Source organism: Aquimarina muelleri DSM 19832 (genome assembly GCF_000430665.1).
GTDB classification, from domain to species: domain Bacteria; phylum Bacteroidota; class Bacteroidia; order Flavobacteriales; family Flavobacteriaceae; genus Aquimarina; species Aquimarina muelleri.
In genome coordinates, this window is sequence record NZ_AUML01000004.1 from 193,894 (window position 1) to 216,928 (window position 23,035).

Annotated in this window: 8 protein-coding genes and 2 tRNA genes; all 10 read left to right on the top strand. The window is 37.3% G+C overall.

Annotation, left to right across the window (positions count from 1 at the left end; translation table 11 throughout):
* Positions 1–147: 147 nt before the first annotated feature.
* The 10 genes from H527_RS0104100 to H527_RS0104145 all read left to right on the top strand — a co-directional run bounded on the left by H527_RS0104100 (position 148) and on the right by H527_RS0104145 (position 22,368).
* Positions 148–220: transfer RNA gene (locus tag H527_RS0104100), tRNA-Gly, on the top strand.
* Between the two features lie 21 nt (positions 221–241).
* Positions 242–328: transfer RNA gene (locus H527_RS0104105), tRNA-Leu, on the top strand.
* Positions 329–995: 667 nt separating this feature from the next.
* Entirely contained in the window at positions 996–1,625 is a 630-nt protein-coding gene (locus tag H527_RS21385; protein ID WP_373297436.1) for an IS6 family transposase, read from the top strand.
* A 747-nt stretch (positions 1,626–2,372) separates the two neighbouring features.
* Positions 2,373–11,999 carry a DUF6603 domain-containing protein gene (locus H527_RS21390; protein WP_035087340.1) on the top strand — a complete coding sequence of 3,209 codons (9,627 nt, stop codon included), beginning with the start codon at positions 2,373–2,375 and terminating at the stop codon, positions 11,997–11,999.
* A gap of 8 nt (positions 12,000–12,007) precedes the next feature.
* Positions 12,008–13,537 (top strand): hypothetical protein, encoded by a 1,530-nt coding sequence (locus tag H527_RS0104120; protein ID WP_027411529.1) that lies wholly within the window; start codon positions 12,008–12,010, stop codon positions 13,535–13,537.
* 31 nt (positions 13,538–13,568) lie between these two features.
* Positions 13,569–14,540 carry a hypothetical protein gene (locus H527_RS0104125; RefSeq protein ID WP_027411530.1) on the top strand — a complete coding sequence of 324 codons (972 nt, stop codon included), beginning with the start codon at positions 13,569–13,571 and terminating at the stop codon, positions 14,538–14,540.
* Between the two features lie 24 nt (positions 14,541–14,564).
* Positions 14,565–18,200, top strand: coding sequence for a hypothetical protein (locus tag H527_RS0104130; protein WP_027411531.1), 3,636 nt, complete (start codon positions 14,565–14,567; stop codon positions 18,198–18,200).
* Positions 18,200–20,257: a Kelch repeat-containing protein gene (locus H527_RS0104135; protein WP_027411532.1), complete on the top strand. Its 2,058-nt coding sequence runs from the start codon at positions 18,200–18,202 to the stop codon at positions 20,255–20,257. Before H527_RS0104130 ends, H527_RS0104135 begins: the two co-directional genes overlap by 1 nt.
* A gap of 41 nt (positions 20,258–20,298) precedes the next feature.
* The gene (locus H527_RS0104140; RefSeq protein WP_027411533.1) at positions 20,299–21,411 is read left to right on the top strand and encodes a hypothetical protein; all 1,113 of its coding nucleotides are present in this window, start codon (positions 20,299–20,301) and stop codon (positions 21,409–21,411) included.
* Between the two features lie 24 nt (positions 21,412–21,435).
* Positions 21,436–22,368: a hypothetical protein gene (locus tag H527_RS0104145; RefSeq protein WP_027411534.1), complete on the top strand. Its 933-nt coding sequence runs from the start codon at positions 21,436–21,438 to the stop codon at positions 22,366–22,368.
* Positions 22,369–23,035 lie beyond the last annotated feature (667 nt).

A 23,035-nucleotide genomic window follows, 5' to 3' on the forward strand; every position in this document is an offset into this window, starting at 1 on the left:
ATTAGTAGAATTGTATTAAATTTGCATCCGCAATCACGAATTGCGAAGTTCATTAAACATAACAAAAAATAGCTTCTCGGAGTTTTGGCAGAAGACCTTTGAACGTAACAAAACGTTTTTATCTCTAAAAGCTGTTTTCTATAGTATGCGAAAATAGCTCAGTTGGTAGAGCGCCACCTTGCCAAGGTGGAGGTCGCGGGTTCGAATCCCGTTTTTCGCTCTGAGAAAAAAAATATACCAAGCTGAAGTGGTGGAATTGGTAGACACGTTGGACTTAAAATCCAATGGCCATTAGGCCGTGCGGGTTCAAGTCCCGCCTTCAGTACCAGACGGGATAACTCCTTATTTTTAGGTGTTATCCCGTTTTTATTTTTATCAAAATTATTTGATAATGAAGGGATTATACCAAATAATGAATTAATTCGCTGGGTTCGATAACAGTCATTTTCATAATCAAATAGAATTCCTTCAGGAAAAACCATATGCTGTACAGCTTTTTTTGTCTCTAAATCTCCTAAGTTCCATAATTCCTGTAAGTTACAAGAAAGTTGTAATGCTAAATTAATAGATTTTTCAAGGTTCGATAAATTAAAGGTGTTTTTAGCATTGTATACTTGAATCGTATTTAATTCCTGCTTTAACTTTGCTTCAAATTTATGAAATTACTTATCTGAGATTTTACGAAACATAAATCTTTACTCTAGTACTTCAAGTTTCTTTTGTATTTCTTTGCTCTTCTTTTGTTGGATATCATATTTTTTAATTGTTCCTCATGTGGTTCTATCGCATTAATTTCACTCTTTAAAATATACTTAATACGATTTACGGATGAGAATTGCGTATAAATAATTGCAAAGGTTTTTCGCTAGATTGATGAATCAAATTAAAGAATAGTCATAGCTATTGTTTCATTTTATGAAGAAAATATAGTAGAAAAAGAATGCGATTATATGCGAGATTTTTATTCGTAAATCGTATAAGTTTGAGATTTCTAAATTAGTTCCATGTACAAACACCATCGATATCCTCATATCATTATTCAACAAGCGGTATATTTTAAATTTCGATTTAGTTTAAGTTACTGTGATATAGAAGAGTTGATGTCTATTAGAGGTGTCAAAGTCTATCATTCCACAATTCAGCGTTGGGTGTTTAAGTTTTCTAAAGATATAGAGCACAATATGAATACTCGTAAACGGCAAGTAACAGATAGTTGGAGACTAGATAAAACGTATATCAAAGTAGCAGGTAAAGACAGATATTTATACAGAGCGGTTGATAAACAAGGAAACACTGTAGATTTCCTATTAACAAAACGTAGAATGAAAGGTTCTGCTCAAAAGTTCTTGAATAAAGCTATTGGCAACAACGGAAAACCTCGCATTATTAATATTGATAAGAGTGGAGCAAATACGGCTGGGATACAGACTTGGAACAAAAGGAATATGACATCAAAAAAGATAAAGATTCGACGAGTCAAATATCTAAATAACATCGTAGAACAGGATCATCGTAACATAAAAAGAAGAATCACTATTACTACAGTATTTAAAGAATTCGAATCAGCACAAAGAACACTCGCAGGAATAGAAATCATACACATTATTAGAAAAGGACAGATATAGAACTCTAAAACCTCAACGTTTAAAACGTTTTGTTCACTGGCTGCTTAATCTTTAAGCTTCTTTCAAAATTATATTCTCTTCGAGATAATGCGACAGAACCCTCTAAGGGATTAGTGAAATATCATGAAATATTTTATTCGTACAAAATGAGTTAATATTGTTTAGTGATTATTTTAATTTAAGTTTTCAATTAAAAATTAAAATGATTATAAGATACCAAAGTAGGGAAGTATTATAGAAAATGCCTACTCCAAAAATATTGGTCAAGTAACAGAAATAACGGAGACCTAAAATACTGTAGGTAATGGACAATAGATCTGCAATATCAAATTTCATTAGTAGAATAGCATTCATAAAAAAGTACCCCTAATAACATAACTAATTATTTAATAATAAGTTGAATTATGTATCCAATTAAATATAAATGTTTGAGAAACTATCCTATCAATATTTAAACTAAGGATTAAGCGTCTCTTGTTTTTTAGAATTATCAGATTTAGAGATAACAATAAGAAATAAAATGCGGATAACAAGTTAACTATATTTTATACAGTATTAGGAGAGTTGATGTATTACGAAAGAGAATTAACTAATAGGATAAGTGTATCCTTTGAAGTTGAGCCTTTACTGGAACAAAGAATAAAAGACATAGGGGATTTGAAAAATACCCATTATTGATCCAGATTTTAATTTTTATAAAACGTATTACGTAAAATTCAAAAGGTTCTGTAAAGCCTTCAACAAGATATGACTGATTTAATAACACAGGATGAAATGAATCCTATTGCACTCCAAATAGGAGAGCTTATAGGGCTTTTTATAAAAAAAAATGAAGAATATATTTTTAATGGAGAATGGTTTGCAGATCCATGGAAATATCTAAGTGCTGTACCTAGCAAACCTGAACTATTTTCACTTGTAAGCGTATTAATGAGCGATTCTTCAGGTAGTGCATTAGGTACTCCGGAACATATAGAAAATCGTATTTGGTACCCTATATTAAATCCCTTCTCTAACGAGACCGGAGGTGCTGAATCAACAGGAGTTTATTTAGTAACTACTAAACCTGTTGAAGGGCAATCAACAGAAATGGGCTTTGGTACTCTTTATACCTGGAAGTATGATAGCTTTACGCTTTTGCCTTACGCATATTTTCCATTATTACTACTACCTAAAGATGTTAATGACAGTTTTCAGTTTATTTTAGGTCAAAACGGGTATCCTGTTGAAACTGGTATAGATATTACTGGCTCAGATGGTGCGTTTAACACTGGTAATGGTAATGCCAGCCTATCGTTCGATGGATTTAAGGCAGGTAGTCAAATCTATTTTACCGATGGTAAAATACCATCACTGGATCTTACTTTTCTAAACCTTAAATTACCAGGTGAAAAACAAGGTTCAAACCGTTCTTTATTCGATCTTATTGCGAATGCATCTGTACAAGAAAATATCACATTAGCGCTTACAGTTTTAGGGGGACAACTTTCTAAACTTGATGGTCCTGCAGCCACAGCAGGAAAAATGATACAATCGGTAATGGAATTATTAGGTCTACTGGGACCAGTACCAGGTATAGATTGGGATAGTATAGTGAAAAAACCAGAAGAAGTTACCATCATATTTACCAACTGGTTGCAAAACATTATGAGTAATAATGATTTGCTTAAAGCCTGGTTAAACGATTGGTATTGCTTGTTTAAAGGTAAAGATAGTACTGATGGGACATCATATATAATTGGAAATGGTACAAGGCTTTCACCATTCACGTCTAACTTGTTAAATATTAATACAGAAGGGGGGTTTAATATTGATATAGACTTAAGCTTTGCTACGCAAAAAACTACAGATAATAAAATAAACGTATACCCAGGTTTTAGTATCATATCATCTCCCATTACTCCAATAGACACAATTCCTGAGTTTGGAGTTTCACTAATAGCCAATGCCGAAATACTTTGCTACACAATACCATTATCTACGGCTACTCAGACGCAAGAAAACAAGATAACATTCTTCCCTCAATACAGTATTCTTGCATCGGCCGCCAATACTGATAAAACAAAACCTTTATTTGCTGTAACAGATACTTTTGGAGACCATATCGAAGATGCTGAAAATCCATCTCCTTTTAGTATTGACAAGATGAATGTAGGTTTTGTATACGATATTGAAACAGCGACCAGCGAAATACCCAGTCCTAATTTTAGATTATATGGCGTACAAACTGCGATAGGCTCATGGCCTCTAATAGATCTTGCCAATTTTAGTACCAAAACTATTGAAGAATCAATAGGTCCAATAGTAAGTAATGCTATAAATAGCTTCTTTGGCGAAAACAATAAATATGCGAAGGCTCTTACTGCAGTGTTAGGTATAGATCCACCCAAAGCTTATACTGGCGATTGGCCGTTGAAAGACAAAATGTTACTTTCTGCGGATCAGTTGGATTTATTAATTAAAAATCCGTTTGCCGCCATTGGAGCATATTATTCTCGATGTCTTACTACTAATAATGATGCTAACAATCCATTGTTCCAATACATAGTACCTGACTTTGCCACCCTAATGGGTAGTGATAGCACTATTATTACAGGTAAAGGAACCAATAGTTCTCCTTGGCAAATTCCTATATTAAAAGTAGGTTCAGCTACCCTTAATCTAGGCATGTGGCAACCTACAACTACAATAAAATCAACTAATGACTTAGGTTTATCTTTTGATTTTACAATTCCACTTACCTATAAAGCTATATCCGCCTCGTTTGATCTTGGGGCGGAAATGATGATAATGAAACTACCACAACCTGATGGTAGCGGTACTTGGGATGCATCATGGATGCAAGCCCTTACCGGAAAATTACTAATTAAAGCCAACAACGATGAAAAACTTCAAACACCTGCGATAGGTGGGGTTTTAATTGCAGCAAATGATATATACGTACAAGGTGGATGGCGTAATACCCAAAATTTTTTTGTAGAAGCAGGTATTGAAAGCCTAGAACTTGATGCCACTTCAGGCAAAATAGAACTAGGTAATTTGGTATTTGGTGCAGATGGATGGAGTGCTGAACAATTGAAACAATTTACTCCTGCCATTGTAAACGGAATTGGTTTACTCATGCTTGAAAATGGCGGACGTATGGGGATAACACTTACCACACTATTAGGTATGTTACCCAACTTACCTGAAATTATCGACGGTAAAGAACATCCCAATTATAACTTCCCCATCCCAGTTGGATTGGTATTGCCAGATGACTGGCCTGTACTCACCATAACTAATTTCGAAAACCCTTGGACTAATATTAAAACACAACTTAGTAAACTCTATGTCGATAGTAAATACATGGAACCACTAATGCGTATGATCGGTTGGGCAATGACCAATACTGTACCTGTTGAACCAACCATAATACCTTCGGGTAGCATGACTGACCCTTGGTTATTCAACCTGCCAGATGTATTTAATATAGATGTGCTTACCTGGAAACAAGATGAGCAAACAGGTTTTGGAGTACAACGTAACTTTGCTACAAACGAGGCTCATTCGGTGCAACTAACCACCTTGCTACGGGCTGATGTACCTGGTTTTATATTGGATGGAAGCACAAAAACTGCAGCGAACAATTATCCCAATATTTCGTTGGTAAACTGTATGCAAAACCCTTCTGAAAGCAACCCCCTGTTCGAATTGGGAGAAATCACCATTGGCAAAGTACAAATAGGAGGTGTTTTACAACTGAAAAAAGGTAGTTTAATATTACTACCTATTTTTAGGTTTTTAGATAGTAAATGGGAAGCAGGGCAAGAGCCTACCACTATTGAAATAGTTCAGATTGAAGGCAAACCACAATTTACATGTGAACAAGGTATCGAAGTGTTCAACTCATTAATAAATGCGCTAATGGGCAAACTGTCTGATACTATAAATGCAGGACAGTTTGATCAACTACAAGCCTTTTTGAATATACTTACATTACTAGAGTTACTGGATAAAGATACTGTAACCAAAGTATATTCATTTAACCCAGGAGCATGGGCATCTGTATTAGCAAACCCTGGTGGATATTTCTTTACTAAAACATTAAAGGTATTGGAAACCAACCAAGAATGCTCGAGGCTGATACAATCATTGGCACAGCTAATGGGATATCAAAATTTTGACTTACCAGAAACATGGCAAGGAATACAGTACTTACTTGAATCCTTATCACTAACAAAAGACTATAATGACTATTTCATACCACAGTTTAACAACTGGCTGACATTTATAAATACCCCTGTTAATTATCTGCAAACAAGTGTTTCAAAGCTTTTTAACGATGGTGATTTGGTAAAACATCTGGTAACTGCACTCACCAAAGTCATCCCGTCAACCAATAATTACTTCAGTGTTGATACCAGTGGAACTATTGTTACCATACAAATACCAAAAGACAAAACCATTACAATTGGTAATGAGATACAACTATTTGCGAGTACAATTATCAATACAAAATCATTTAGTATTACCAATAATGTAGCAGTTGGATCAAAAACGTTATCATCCGCACTGGCTTTCCAATATGCTCCCAGCTTTAAAGATGGTGAGTTAAGCAATATTTACGGTTTTTACCTGCAAGGCTTGCCTGGTACATTCCCTCAAGCATTTGAGCCTTTACCATTATGGCCTTTTCCTAGCGATACTACAGCTTACTTAAAACAAATTGGGACACAAGTACCAATTACTCTGTTAAGTTCATTCAGCACAAAATACCTGAACGATTTTGTAGTACCAAACACACCAGCAGTTAAGAATATTTTTAAAGTACTAGGTCTAACTTCGGATGTCGAAGGCATAGAACTTATAAAACCTTTAACCGGCATATTAATGCATCCTGTTGATTGGCTAATGAGTCCAGCAGTATTAGGCAATGGTTATGGAGGGATATCACTGGGTACTTTAGGTAAGCTGCTATATGCCATTACAGATGCCGCTGGTATTGAAAACCATGACATTAAACTAAGTTCTTACGAACATGACAGTAAAAAAGACGGTGTACAACTTACAGGTTTACCTTGGGGCGTATCGTTCATATTATATGCTAATGAAGATGAAGGAGCAAATCTTCAAGGAACCTTCATGCCTGAATTACCTTCGGGAGCACCAATCATAAATTTAGGTACAGGTATTGGTTTTGGCACCTCCAATGGACTTGCTATTGACGGGAGCATAAATATGACCTACGACATTGGTAATAGCAATACACTGGGTATAACTACCATCTATGAAAAACAAGCTTTTACTCTTAATGCAAAAGCAAATACAACGGTATTTAAATTACTGCCATTTGATGGACTTAACCAATTCATAAGCGGCGAAACAGTTGGGGCATTATTAAAAATAATTGGCGACAAACTTTTTGGAGCGTACAATGAGTATATTACTAAAAATCCCACTTCAGGACTAAAACCATTTATTGAAAGTATCTCTATTCTTACAGGGATTACTAATGGACAAGCGCTATACGATTTCTTTGATGCTATTTATAAAGATCCATTAGGTCAATTTACAGAGACAAACATTATTAAAACCCTTCCAAGAATAAATACCTTTGTAACCGATATACTAAAACTGGAAGGTTTTAGCATTATAAGCAACAATAAACTATTACAGTACGAACATACATTTACTAATGTAGGCGCAAAAGCAGCTGTGTTGATAGGCCTGAAAGAAATGGCTGGTGAAATCGTATTTGGATTATGGTTAGAACCTGTTGCAAGTTACGAATGGATTTCAATTGGACTAAGCAATACTGGAGTAGGTGTTGTAATGCCAGATTATCTTAATCCTAAATTAAAATACGAAATAAACATTACAGTCGGCGCTAACTTTAGTGCGTATAATATACCGAATGCCCCACAACCCATTTTAGAATTTGGGTTAACAGGCGATTTGGAAAGCATACAAGGTCCTAACCTTAATTTTTATCCTGTAACTGTTTCAACTGAAAAGGGTACACTATCTGTAGAACTATTGCCTACCCCTCAATTACAAATTGCAGGAAGAACAGATGTAACGGTAGCGCAATGGATAATAAATTTTGGAGTAGAATTCCTAGTGCCATTTGTAGCCAATACTGCTCTTTCAATCACATCCATAAAAAACTGGCTCGACAAAACCACTATTGGTAGTATAGAAGGCATCCCAGGAAAGGTATTAACCGATTGGGGATTGCTAACTAAGCAAGACAATAATTACTATCTAAGTAATCTAAAAACAGCTTTCGATCTTTCCAAACCGCTAGATATCGTAACCAAACTTATATTCTCGGCGCTAAATATATTGGATGGTACATGTGTGGTACCTATAAAAACTGGCGGAATATTTGTACAGAGTGAAACGGAAAACACCAACAAACGTTATGGTATTCTAATACAAATTACCGATATAGAAGTTACCAACACACTAAATACGGATGGTGCTAAACTACTGCTACAACTAGGTAAATATTTTGGAAACCAAACCAAAGACAATAATTGGACTGGACTGGATAGTGAACCTGGTATGGCAGTATATTTTATCACTCAAGACACCGACACTAAATCACTTTCATTCCTTCCTAAATTTGAATTAATAAGTATTGGGCTTGACTTTGCAGGTGCAAACGACCAAAAACCACTTATCAATACCAAGGGAGTAAGTATCCAATCCGTACAACCGCGTGCATATGTATCCTTAGATATTGACGGGCTTAAAACTGATTTTGGTGGCGGTATAATGCTATATCATTTAGGAGTTCCCTTAGGACCAGGTTTTGACAGCCAAAGTGATAACACAAATCCGGTAGCACAAAACTTAGTTGCATCTGGTGGTAATAAAGGAACAACAGATCCTATAAACCCATCGTTTTCAATATCAGCTTCATATGTGGTTAACTCAAAAAATTTCGAGCTCCAGTTATATGATGCAAACGACATTCCAACCGACAAAATATGGATCTCCATAATGCGTGCCTTCGGACCCTTGCAGTGCCGTAAAATAGGTATCGGGTGGAAAGGTGATGTGGACCCTAAACGCCTTGACTTCTTGTTTGATGGCGAGGTTTCATTAGCAGGATTGATGATGAATTTAGTAGAATTGGACATTGGAATACCCATCTCCAATCCAACTGCATTCGATAAATATACCTTAGACCTTGCAGGGCTTGACATATCCTACAACGCAGGAGCTGTATCAATTGGTGGAGGCTTTTTGAAAGACGATTCAGCAGGTTATATTCAGTATACAGGACAAGCCCATATACAAACATCCACTTTTGGAGTGGGAGCCTTTGGAGCTTACGCATTGATAGACAGCCATCCGTCATTGTTCATTTTTGCTTACCTCAATGCGCCTATTGGTGGACCTCCTTATTTCTTCATCAATGGATTATCAGGTGGATTCGGATACAACCGTACCATTAATATACCACCTGCGAATCAAATAGAAAACTTCCCATTCGTAGCGGGTATTGATTCTCCTTCGGCATTGGGAGGAACAGATGGCAAGCCTCCTACCAACGAAGAAGCTCTAAAAGCATTAGGCACCACAATAGTACCGCCAAAATTAGGGTCATATTGGTTAGCCGCAGGGCTCAATGTAGCTTCTTTTGAGCTCATACAATCAAAAGCGGTATTAATGGTGATTTTTGGCGATGATTTTGAAATAGCCTTAGTAGGGATTTCAGGTCTAAAACTACCAAAAAAAGGACATACCTATGTAGGTGCAGAAATGGCATTTAAAGTCACATATAAAGCATCATCAGGTTTACTGGCTATTGAAGCCGTACTTACATCCGCTTCTTATGTTATTGATCCCAACTGTAAACTTACTGGTGGATTAGCCTTTTACGTTTGGTTTAAAAACCAACCACAACCGGGTGCCAGCGCTGGGGAGTTTGTATTTACACTGGGAGGATATCATCCTGCCTTTAAAAAGCCTGCTTACTTTCCTGACGAACCCCGATTGGGCTTTAGTTGGAAGGTAGACAATACTATAAGTATTAAAGGTGGAGCATACTTTGCCCTTACAGGTTCAGCTGTAATGGCAGGCGGCTCATTAGAAGCTGTATTCAAAGACGGTAACCTTAAAGCATGGTTCACTGCGTATGCTGACTTTCTTATTATGTGGAATCCTTTCCATTATGATATTAGTATAGGTATAAGTGTAGGAGCGTCCTACACAGTAAAAGTAATTTGGACTACTACTTTTAAAGTAGAATTAGGAGCTAATATCCATTTGTGGGGGCCTGAAATGGCAGGTAAAGCTACAATACATTGGTGGGTAATATCATTTACAGTAAGCTTTGGTGCATCAGGTACCAGCCCAAATACTACTACAATTATTGATTGGACAGACTTTAATTCAGGCTTCTTGCCCGATGAAAAAGCTCCTCCCGCACCTCCACAACAACAACCTCAAAACCAAACAAAAGGTTTGGTTACTACAGTAAGTAAGGCAGAATCGAATTTACCTGTACAACAGGTTACTCATATAAAACAGTTAAAAGGTCTGCTGAAAGAGTTACCAAACATTGATCCTATCATTAGCAAAACCAGTCCGACCCTATGGCAAATAGGTAATACCGGATTTTCTTTTGAAGTAACTACTGTTATACCAATTAATAAAATTACAATTACTGGTTCAGATCAAGTTATAACGAGTGATGTAAAATTCGGGATTCGTCCAATGGGTTCCGTAGTATTCGGAACAGAAGGGCAAATATCTACCCTCAAATTCACAATGAAGCAGGATGGGAGCCCGTATACCGATTTCGATAAATGGAACATAACCGAAGGTCTAAATGGTATTCCCGAATCTATGTGGGGAGCAGTTAATAATGGTAAAACGGAGATTGGAGCCAAAATAATACCGAATGCATTGGTAGGTTTTTCTGTAGCCCTAAAATCTACAGATGACAAATTGCCAACAGGTGGTCCTCCTATGTTCCCGCTTTCAAATCTTGATTATGTTTGGTGGGCATTCCGGACATTACCACTTGCCAATAATCCTGAACTCCACCCAACAGCAGCTGCACATACCGATATAAATGCTTTGGAAGTAATAGAAAATACGGTTATGAATACAACCATCGTTATAAAGCGTAAAGCAATTCTTAATGCTGTTCTAAGTGCAGGTATAAACGTAACTGTTGAGGGTAGATTAGACCAAATGGCTGCATATGCTTCATTTACATTCCAGTCGCCCCCTATGTTGGGGGAACTAGGCAGTATAGCATTAGTTAATAGTGTAGAAGCTTTGGGTGCTTCGACTTTAAGCCTGAAAACAACAACAATACAGCCAATGCTTAAAACAGTGACAGCTACACCACAACCTGCAAAACTACGTGGTATAGCTACCCAATATGCGCGCCCTCCCTTACCATCACCAGTGTTCTTCTCGGCTTCACTTACCGATGTTAAAGATACCCAACCTTCCAAAGGGAGTTTTTACGATATATCACTTACCAATGGGTGGAAAGAAAATGCTGTAAAACAAGGTGTGGAGCTTACTACTGATGAAAACCCAGCACAACAACACTTTAACATCAACCCTGGTGTATCTATCCTTATAGACATTGATCCCATATCCACATCAACTCTTACTGTTAATGGTGATACAAAGGTATTTGGAGCATGGTTCGATGATCATAATCAACTGAAAGGAACTAAAATATTGAATAAAACAACAGAATTGCCACAGTATGTTTCACAACTGATTTTAACTGGATTAAGTACTTCAAAACTCCGCTTGCCCTATGCATATGGTTGGCACGTTACGTCTGAACTTACATTGGTAAACCCTAATGCACTCACAGGTGTAGGGGCAATAGCAATGCCAGATAGCCCTATACGTGCAAAAAAAGGTAGGTATACACAAGGTTACGGATTGGTAAACGGGTTGGATATGGTACTATCAAATGTAATGACTAAAGGGGATAATCAGACCTACTTTGCAGGTATTGAAACCCTTTTGCCGCAAGGTTTAAAAACCGTAGTCGTATTGATTAAAAATAAAGATAATCATGTAGCCTGCACCGCCAAGTCGCCAATAGTAAAAATAGGATTCCTAAATAACGGAATTATTGATTATAAAGAGGTTATCGTCTCTGCTGTAATAGACGGACTGTATGAAACAGCCTTACTTTTTGATATATCCAGTAGTACAGGACCTTATACACTTATATACGCAACTTCAACAGATTATGACACCATGATTTCGGGTGTCTTAGGACTAACAGAAGAAATAGATAATGTAAAAAACCAATGGAAAGATGTCGTATTACAACCCCCAGTTCCTAGCATAAATGCACCTGCGCAAAAAGGTACTGTAATAACAATAGCACAATAAATAAACAAATGAAAAACTCTGAATTTCTTATAAAAAGCACAGTAGACGGAAAAGAGGATCCACAAATGCAATTATACGATTATTGCTTACCTCCACTAACTTCAGCTACCTATACTATTGAAACAGAACAACAAGTAGTTTGGAACAAAAAATCACTTAATGAAACCTACAATAAACAACAACAGTTTTTGGTAGACGGTCCCCGTTTTACTCTTGATCCTTCAATGGTATACTCTATCTTTCCTCCTGCCAATAAACAGGGGCATTATGAGAACAATTTACCACATATAGTGCTTACCAAACGCACTTTGCCCTGGGAGCGCACTATAGATGACAAACAGCAAACTGGCCCACCAACACCTTGGCTTGCAGTGTTGCTTTTTACTGAAGAAGAAGTAAGCAAAGCACAAAACTCAACGGTAGCGAAATTGCTTACTCCGGATGATGACAGTATTCTACCCCCCGATGTTAAAGATGTAACCGATGAGCAAAAAGCCCTTCAATGCCTTATAGTAGATGTATCCACTGATACTTTCAACGACATAGTACCGGCTAAAGATGAACTACGGTATTTAGCACATTGTCGTGAAGTAGATATGGCAAATAAAGAACTTAGGGGCGATATCGAAGATGGCTGGTTTTCAGTAGTAGTAGGTAACCGCTTTCCAGTAACTGATAAAAATGAGAATACTTCATATATAGCCTGTCTGGTTTCATTAGAAGGATTTAGCGAATACCTGCATGGTGGCACCGCCATACCAGATACGTATAAAAAAGTACGAATGGCAGTATTGGCTACTTGGAGTTTTACTGTATTGCCTGCGAAAGGAGAAACCTTTGGCAACTTAGCGCAAAATCTAGATAACTGCTCTTTACGCTTACAAAACAAACCGGAACAAACAGAAAGTGAAGAAGAAAAACTAGTAGCAGCAGCCTTTCACGATGGCTATGTGGCATTAAACTACGATACTCGAGGTGGTGAACATACAGCAGCATGGTATCGTGGACCTTGTATTCCCGTAAAGTTAAACAATGCAAACCTAGAGCCCTTTTTTAGTGCCGAAACAGGAATGATATATGACAAAACCACGGGCTTATTTGATGTTTCATATGCAGTTGCATGGCAAATAGGGAGGCTACTGGCATTATCGGATTCTGATTTTGCAGTTGGATTGATGAAATGGCGTAAAGAACAAAAAGTAGGTCAAAATCTGCAACTAGAACAACAAAAAGCCTATAATCGTCTTAAAGGAGCTTTTGAAACCAATATCAATTTGCTAGGTAATAAAGCTCCCAATAAAAAGGCTATCAGTTATATGATTCGTGATTTCCTAACCACAAGCTTTGTCCAAAAAGTTTGCCCTCAAGATAACATAAAACAACCCCTTGTAAAAAAAGCAGATCCAACAGGGACAGAAAACCGGATAGCAGGATTACCGGGCTTACTTAATCAACAACAGGTTGTGGAACTATTAAAACATGGTTCTAATATCGCTCATAAAATGAAGGAAATATTAAAAGAAAAACATAATTATTAAGACCGATTTTAAGGATAGAAAAAAGAATATCATGAAAAAGAACTTGCCCAGCAACGCACAATATATTTCAGCCTTAAAAGGTAATACCAAAACAGTACACAGTTTACACGTCACTACAAACTTTAATGAAAGCACCTTGCCCGAAAACCTAGAAAACTGGTTAGGAAAACTATCGCTACTATATGGGGTTCCTTTTGAACACTTAGTACCTAATAGTGGTATGCTACCTAAAGAATCCCTGCGTTTTTTTTATGTAGATCCTAACTGGACCAATAGTATGCTGGATGGCGCATTAAGCATTGGTTCACACTCCTCACGTGATACAGCACAGATAGAAGCCGTGTACACTCAACTGCAACAAAATGTACAAGGAGCTATGCAAATGGTACGTCGTAAAATAGCAAAAGCTGAAATGCCCGAAACAGTAACAACTGATTTAGCTGTTTCTGGACTATTAATACGGTCGCAGCTTATATCTGGATGGCCAGGGCTAGAGATTCTAGCGTATGAAGATTATACTATCGATACGAACAATAAAGCAATACCTACTAATAAAATACCTGCATTGCGCATGGAGCGCCTTGCCCCCGATGTAATGCTTTGTCTATATGCAAAAATGCCTAAAATGATAGCGTTTAACGAACCTAAAGAAGGACTATCATTTGGTTGTATAACTGATAGTAAGGAAAAGAATTCAGGCTTCTTAATACCTCGCTATATGGGGTATCATGTCGGTCAACCTGTGGGGCAACCCGTAGGAGGTATAGCACCAGAAAATAAAGCCAAAATTGCCTACCGTAGTGGTGATAAAGGTGTCATAGATATAAACGGAACTAAAACCAATCTTATTGCTATACTAAAAAAACACGATGCTCTAAGCAGTAGTGGCGATTTATCTCCTGCCGATATGGGGCTACAACTTATAAAATCAGCTGAGCAACAACAGTTTTTAAGTGGGTATACTCCAACAACACCTAACCCAAAAGACTGTATCGATTATTAAAACCACCACCAATTGCATGATACTATGACAAAAGAAAAAGCCAATAACACTGCGAAGTTTTTATGGGACAGCCCATCGCTAATGGTTCCCGTAGATTTAGAGGCACTTGTGGTAACATCGCCATCTCTCAATTTACCTTGGGCCTGTAATGTCTATAAATACAATAACACCAACAAGTTTGAAGGTGTTCGACCTAATATGTTTCAAGGCACTAAACCTGAAATTGGTGTTACACTACATTGGGCATTACCAGATGGGTTAACCCATGGAAAACAAGACGAATTAGGCAATATCGATTATCCTATGGCACCAAATCGATGGCTTATAATTCGCTATTATGGAGGCAAAACCAAAACGTGGGTATTGCAAAGTGATTATATAAATCCTAGCGATGGTTTAAACCTTTTTCTAGATCCTTCACAAAATACACCTACGGTTACCAAACTAGGAAAAACAATAACAGGAAGCGAATGGCAAGGAGAAGCAGGACTTACACAACAAAAGTTTTTACAAGCCATTGGACCTGGTAATCCTGCTTTTGCAGCCTTTACCTCTAACATAAATGGAGTATTTTCATTTCGTGATGACATGAGCGATATAATAGACACCTCTCAGGAGGTTACCTACTCGGTTGCAGGATGGTACAGTGAAGCCGAAAACGATCCTTTGAACAGTTTTACTACCCTTGATGAGTGGTTAGTTTTAATGGACAACCTAAAATGGACGATAGGTAATACCAACGATTTACAGCGTGCCGTAAACAATTGGATAACTTGGGCAACGACCAATGGCATAATGGTTGACCCAGATAAAATAAAAGATCTATATCCTTCCCGCACATTGTGTCATGGTATGATATACAAAGTAAACTGGTTAGGTAAAAACGGTAAACTGCAAAGTGGTGTACCACAATACGACCCGGGCATGCCTGCCAATGAGCAACCCAAGATAGCGATAGCAAATACCGCTATAGATGCCTTGTCAGCACTGGTAAAGTATGAATTGATACAAGGAGGAGAAACAGAGGAAGCAGCAGAAGCAGCGGCTGAACTCTTAGAAGCTTTTAACTATAATCTATTAGATAAATATGAAACTCAAGGGGGACAATATGAGCTTTACAGAGCGGTTTTTAAAGCATGGTTTGCCAATCACGATGCCGAAACTTATTGGTATATAGAAGACACTAAAAAGCCTGAAACTCCAGATATAAGTTCTGAAAAACTCCAACAATTGATAGCACTTAACCAAAAAGAAGTCATATACAATACAAAAACGCATTTACTAAAAATGACCCGCCAAAACCTTTTTGGCAATTGGTGGAAAACAGGAAAAGCAGGTACATTTTGGGGAACTCCGCCACAAGGAGTTACCAAAGAACAATGGGCTACTATACAAACTAGTCTGCAAAATATATTACCTACAAATGAGTCAGCAGTTACTCAACTAAAACAAGATGTAGATGCACTTGCTAATCAAATAGATAAACTTAAAATTGATATAAAGAAAGACCTTCCTGATTCACAGACATTAAAAAGCAATACAGGAAACCGATACCATGAAGCTAATGACCCGGTAGTACTGGTATATGGTGCACACAGGTCGTATCGACATGGTGAAGACGGTAGATTTGATTCAAATGGGGCCTTATTCACCCGCTTTACAGGTCAAAATATTACTGGTTTAAAAGTGGCTCTACCAGAGCAAGATGAACAGCCAGTTACTGCATCAGATGTTACACTATCAACCATAAATATACCCCTCGATCTGGTACCCAAAGAAACAGTTGGATTAAACGGTGAGGATTACTTTTTTGACACTATTAATGCTGAAACAATAGCAAAAGAAGCATGCAAACTACTTTCAATCGACTTTACAGATTCCTATACAGATATTGTAGCCACACAGCAAACATCGGCTTGGAATGCTGATATATACGGACTCGATAAACAAGCAGTAACAGATGCTTCAGGTTTTATAGGTATTATTCCTTCAAAAATATCAGTACAGCTATGGGCAGCTCCATGGTCTCCGTTATATATGTCGTGGGAAATAAAATGGATTCCTTCATCCACCACCCCTTCCGATGTGCTTAAAAATTGGACATTTAATGCTGAAACATTAGAGTATGACTGGAACAGCAATACTTCTGTGTCAGGTTCGGGAGTTACGCTAAGCGGTAGTACAATTATTACCCCAAAAAGCACTTTTGCCATGCAAGCTCAGCTTGAAAAATATTTTGAAGACACAGGTAGCTTTCCAGGTTTGAAAAGCTTTCTAAATACGGTAAGTAATTGGGATTTTCTTTCACAAAGTATCAGCGGACTAAATGAGATGCTATTATCTCTTACCCCGGATCAATTAAATACCCCGCCAGAGAATATTGCACGCCTTACCGATGAAATGACAGAACAATCTCCTGTACCTGATCAAGCTACAGGATTTTATCCCATCCGTGCTGGGCATTTCCAAATCAGCAAACTTTGGATAATAGATGATTTCGGGCAAGTATTTAACCCAATAGCCGCAGTAGGTCAAGATCCTGCAAATTATCATCCGGTTTTAGGTACTGGAGTTACTACCTCTAATGACCCCAATCTAGTACAATTACCTCCGAGAGTTACACAAAGTGCTAGATTTGATTTTAATTTATTGAGTGGTGACGGCAAACCCGATACGCTACAAGAAAACCAAACAGTAAACCCAATAGCAGGATGGTTATTGCCTAACCATTTAGACAAAGGACTTTCATTATACACCCCTACGGGAGACTTAATGGGGGAACTATTACTTACAGGAGATTTTAATAATGAAACGTTACGTTGGGATACATCACCAGGTATAAATGTACCTGTTGGTGCTCCACTAAGTGAGTCTATCGAGAATAAGTATATGCTCAACTTTGTGGATAAGTTGCTACAACAAACTAATAATGCTGCAGCCTTTAATGATTTCTTGTCTATTATCGATGAGACTCTTTGGACGGTAGAGCCACTTGGAGGAAGGCAAAACGAACTTATTTCGGTTTTTATTGGGCGACCTCTGGCATTAGTACGTACCAAAATGCAATATACCTTGAGGGATGGTTTAACATATAATCAAAGCTGGCTCAATTCTACTCTTAATGTAACAGGCGATTATGAAAAAGTACCTTTTCCTGTTCAAATAGGTTGTTTACAAGACCCTCAAGATGGAACAATCGGATATTTCTTCGATGATTTTTCATCTTTCAATAGTTTATTAAAACCAGACAAAACAAAGTCTGACTATATAACAGATATTCCGGTATCGTTATCCCTAACGGATCTCGATAAAGAAGTGTTTATTGTGGTTGATCCTAGAGGAGATATGAATGCCATAACAGGCATCTTGCCAGTACAACTAAATGTACTTCCAGGGCCTTTGGTAGAGGATGCGCTAACCAACATGAACGTTACTTTCCGTACAGGCCCTTTAATTACAGATCCTGCTAAACTATCTATGCCGCTCCCATCAGAAATAGTAGGCAAATGGTCCTGGATACAACATACCGGAGTAACCACTTGGGAAGAAATAACAGACATAGGACAAGCCAATACAAAAGCTCGTTTTGGTAATAACTATGTATTGAAAGACGGCTGGTTAAAATTATCAAATGCAATAAAAAATAATACTAAAAAATAATGAGTGTTTCTGACGAAAATAAAATAAAGCTGGAATATAGCGTTATGCCTGCCCAGGTATATTATACGCGTGATGCAAGCAACCCGTCAAAAGCTGTACTTACCATTGGAGTAAGTAATACCACTGATAGCGATATTGATTTAGCGGGCTTTGAAATAGCATTACCCGTAAATGTAGACGAAACGGATGCAAATGCACTTACTAGCGACCCTTCATCCATTACCCCTGTTTCATTTCAACCCACAAAATGGGATTTTCAGAACTTTTCTGATGCTACTTTCAGGTCAAGCCCTATTGCACCGGTAACAGGGCTTAAGGCAGGAGAAAGTATTACATTTCAATTACAAGGGATTACCGTAAATGAAGCAAAAGGCACAGCTTTATTAACTATTACCGAAAATGCAGGAAATGATTTCCCTACTTTGGAAAAGCAAGTGACTAAAATCGCTAGCGATTTAGATATTACGCTTTATTCCGCCAATCCGGTAGAAATAAATTCTGGTGCTATTAGCAAACTATCATGGGCTACTAATGCAGCGGCTAGAGTAACTCTTTTACCCGGAGATTTTTCTTCCATTAAAGTAAATGATTCTGTAGATGTTACCCCAGGTATCACTACTACCTATACCCTAACTGCCTACGGCGAAGGTCCCAATATATCCAAACAAGTTACGATACAAATAAGTCCTCCTGAAATTGTAAACTTCGACTCAAATGAAAAAATGGTAAACGCAGGGGATACTATTACCCTTTTATGGGATGTAAAATATGCAGATACTATAGCTATATCACCAGGTAACTATAATGACTTATCTGCGGAAGGCACTAAAGACGTACAAATTTGGGAGAATACTACATTTATTATCACAGCAACTAATAAAGGAAACCAAACATCCGTAAAAACAGTTCCCATAACTATTAACCCTGTTAGTATTACCAATTTTAAAGCTACACCAGATTATGGAGCTCGTTTAGGAGAATCTATTGAGCTTTCGTGGGATGTTAAATCTGCTGTATCGGCATCAATACAATATGGTACCATTCATAAAGTAGAACAGAATAATTTGGCTGATGGTAGACTAACAATAGTACCCAATACAGGAATAGCTTACTCCCTAATTGCACAAAATGCTTTAGGAAGCGAAATGACAAGCTTACAACTGCTCCCGTTGCCCTTAGGATGGTATAAAGCTACCTCAAATGCTCCATTTCAGTTTTCTGAGCCCCCATTGGTATTAAAATATAAAAACAATATGTGGGCAATGGCCAGTAATCTTATGAATTCAGTGTACTATTCTTTTGATGGGGTAAGCTGGTTGCCAGCTACCAACGCAACTGCCTGGCAACCGCGTAGCTATAGTGCTGGAATAATTTTTAAAAACAAGATGTGGTTAATGGGCGGGCAAATACCTGGTGGAGCAAATTGTCTAAATGATGTTTGGAGTTCTGAAGACGGAATAACATGGGCACAAGAAACTGGAACTGCCGCATGGCCTGCACGCAGAAGCTTTGGATGCTTTGTATTACCTGGTGCCGATAAAATTTTTATAGTAGGAGGAATTGACGCTACAGGCAATTGCCTTAAAGATGTTTGGAGTAGTATAGACGGTAAAACATGGGTTAATGAAACCGAACAGGCTTTCGAGAAAGGTCGTGGGGCATTTGGTATTACGGTATACAATAATGAAGCATACATACTAGGAGGTCTAACAGGAGGAGATGAGAAAAATGGAACCCCAACAAATGATGTGTGGTATAGTACTAACGGTAAACAGTGGAGCCTTTTAAGAGTAAACTGGCAAGCTAGATATTATCCCGCAGTTGCTGCATTAAGCAACGGTTTGTATTTGAGTGGAGGAATAGGAAAGGATGGAAAAGGAATTAATGATTTGAATATGATGAATAACTCAAAACGCTGGAGTGCCAGATCAGGAATCTCCAATATCAAAGGAGCTTCTGGTCTTGAATACCAAAACTCTTTATGGTGTATTGGAGGGGGAACCAATAGCGAAGGGACAAATAAAGATATATGGGCATACTCACCTGCAACTAATTAAAAGAACTTTGAATTTTTAACTATTAATTAAAAACAAACATTATGTCAACTTACAATGGAATTTTTATGCGATCTGCCCTTGGACAGACAAATAATATCCCCAGACCGGGAGCATTAAGTAGCTCTCCAGACATTATCCCTTATGGAACCGAGCCTGTGTCAGATCCTCAAACTTTTTTCAAAAATAATTATGACAAGGACGTAGGTAAAACACTTCAAGCACAGCAAACAAACTATATTTATTTGCGAGGAAAGAATTTTTCGTCGTCTAAAATAGATGACAGTGGAGATTCCCGACCGCACTTATTTTGGACACCTGCTTCTGTACTTTCTTATCCAAATAAGTGGACTGAACTAACTCAAACTCCTTCAAGAAAACCTGTTTCATTGGTAACAGAAGCGGGAGCGGTAGGAGTTATGAGCGAGCCATTAATATGGGTGCCTGATAATATTACTGCAGACCATTATTGTATGATAGCTCAAGTACCCTCTCCTGGATATGATAACGCCATACCTGATACTTTACAGATAAGTGATTTTGCCGGATGGGTAGCAAAAAGTGGAGGAATTGCATGGCGTAATATATCGGTTCAAAATGCTAATGTAGTTACCCTTACAGGAGCAAAAATGTATTATGAACAAGGAACTGAAGCAGCAAAAATTCAATTTACTATTATTTGTGAGAACGTACCAATAGGCTCAACTGTTTCCTTTTCTGCAGGGGCACCTGGTCCAATACCTCCTATTAATTTAGATCCTACTGTTGTTTCAACAGGACCAAGCTTTACCACTGGTATTGTCGCGGATGTTCCTGCTAATTATGTAAGTGACATCTATTTTAACCTACAGGCACCAGCTGGGGTTAAAGATTTATCAAAGGCTAAGGTATCTATACAAGCTGCGTATCCAACTCATATCACTTCGGAACTTTATACACTAGCAAAATCTCCAGCCGAACTGGGAATGCCGTCTGCCGATGAGGTATTTGCAATCTTAATGCGAGGCTTAAATAAGCAAAAAGGAGAAGTATTAAGACCTCATCATGAACAATATTTAGAGCAGCTTACAGATATGCATGCCCAATTAAACTCAGATGTACGTAGTGGTCCGCAAAGACTCATTGTTGTGGGGCAAAATAATTATGATTGGAAATAAAATTTTAACAAATACTCCTTTATTATGGAAAACGCAATAACACAAAATATTTTAATCCGTGTGTCTTTAAGTGATGACGGAACAACTCCTCGTACTGGGGATTTATCAAACTCACCCGATGTAATACCATTCGGTACTGAAAAAGCTGAGGATCCAGTATCTTTTTTTATCGGGAATTATGATGAAAATGTAAATACTGATTTAGAGGCGACTAAGCAAAACTACATATACATGAGAGGTAAAGATCTCGTTACAGGGATACAAAAGGGTGATATGTATATGTATTACGCAAAAGATACGGATCTGAATACCCCAAGAAAATGGGCTGATAATATGCTAAAAACTTCGGCAAACTCCTATTTCAATGCTGTTCTTGGTCAAAGTGAAGGTTCTATTTTAGTAGGTCAAAATCCTTATTTATGGACACCACCCAGCAGAGATAGCGGAACTGCCTATAATCTCATAGGTGTTGTTGTTCCATCTGGAAAAACTCCGGATTTTACTGGAGTTACTGATTTTGAGAAATATGTAGCTAATAATATTAACGTTGGCTGGACAAAGGTGACCATAAACAATCCAACTCCACCACCAATACCTGAATTACGTTGGAAAACTACTTTTGCGTATAATCAAGGTGATACAGCAAGAGAGATGAGCTTTGAGTTAAACTGCAAAAATATTCCTATAGGTACATATATCAGTTTTTCTTCTGATAATCCTACAGGTCCAAACCCAGTTATTACATTAGACAAAACAAAAGTTTCAGACCCTAATGGCAGTTTCGGAATAAAATCTTCAGTTCCTGCTGAGTATTCAGGAAATATAACTTTTAGTTTCTTTTCTAATGATGCTCCTCCGGCAGATAGTTCCATTACTTTTTTGGCATATTATCTTGACAGAACAGAAACAGGGCCTCAAAAACCAAAAATAGTAGCTTCAGTTACTACTACTAATTAGTTTTTTTTTACTTGCAAGGGAACTAATTCCCTTGCAAGTAAAAAAGCTAATACTGCAGGAACATCTCACTGAAAATATTTTTAGCATCCAAATATATTATCTCAGCAATTTTATACAAATTGTAAGAAATAAGAGTTTATAAACGAAGTTATTCTCTACTTGATCAAAAATTTGTTTCATCCTTGGTAGTATGTCATGTATTAAGGCATGATTAATAGGTTTACTACAAAACCGCAAAGTTATGTTTTTAGATATGTATAATTTTTCGAAGATTCAAACCAAGTTTTAGATGTATATAACTTTTAAATACCTCTAACTGCGCTGAGGATATTATTTTGAATTTCAGTTTTTGGATCAGTTAAGAAAGTATTTTTCTAGTTTACTTTTTTTATATTCTATGGGATCGTGAAAAAAACAATCCGTTTCAAAGTCAAAAATGTGATTGGTATGAATATCGTGATGATTAAAATAAGTTTTCATTTGGATGATGTTTGATGAATAAATGAAGAAAAAAAATGCTTGTTTTCTATGGTTTTTCATAGAAAACAAGCATTTTTTAATACGATAGAATATTGAAGAATTAGATCACAATCTTCTGGTAAAAAGTTCGATATCTGTCCCGTTTGGAGTACTTAATCCTCTTGATCTTTTGATCAAGAGGATTTTT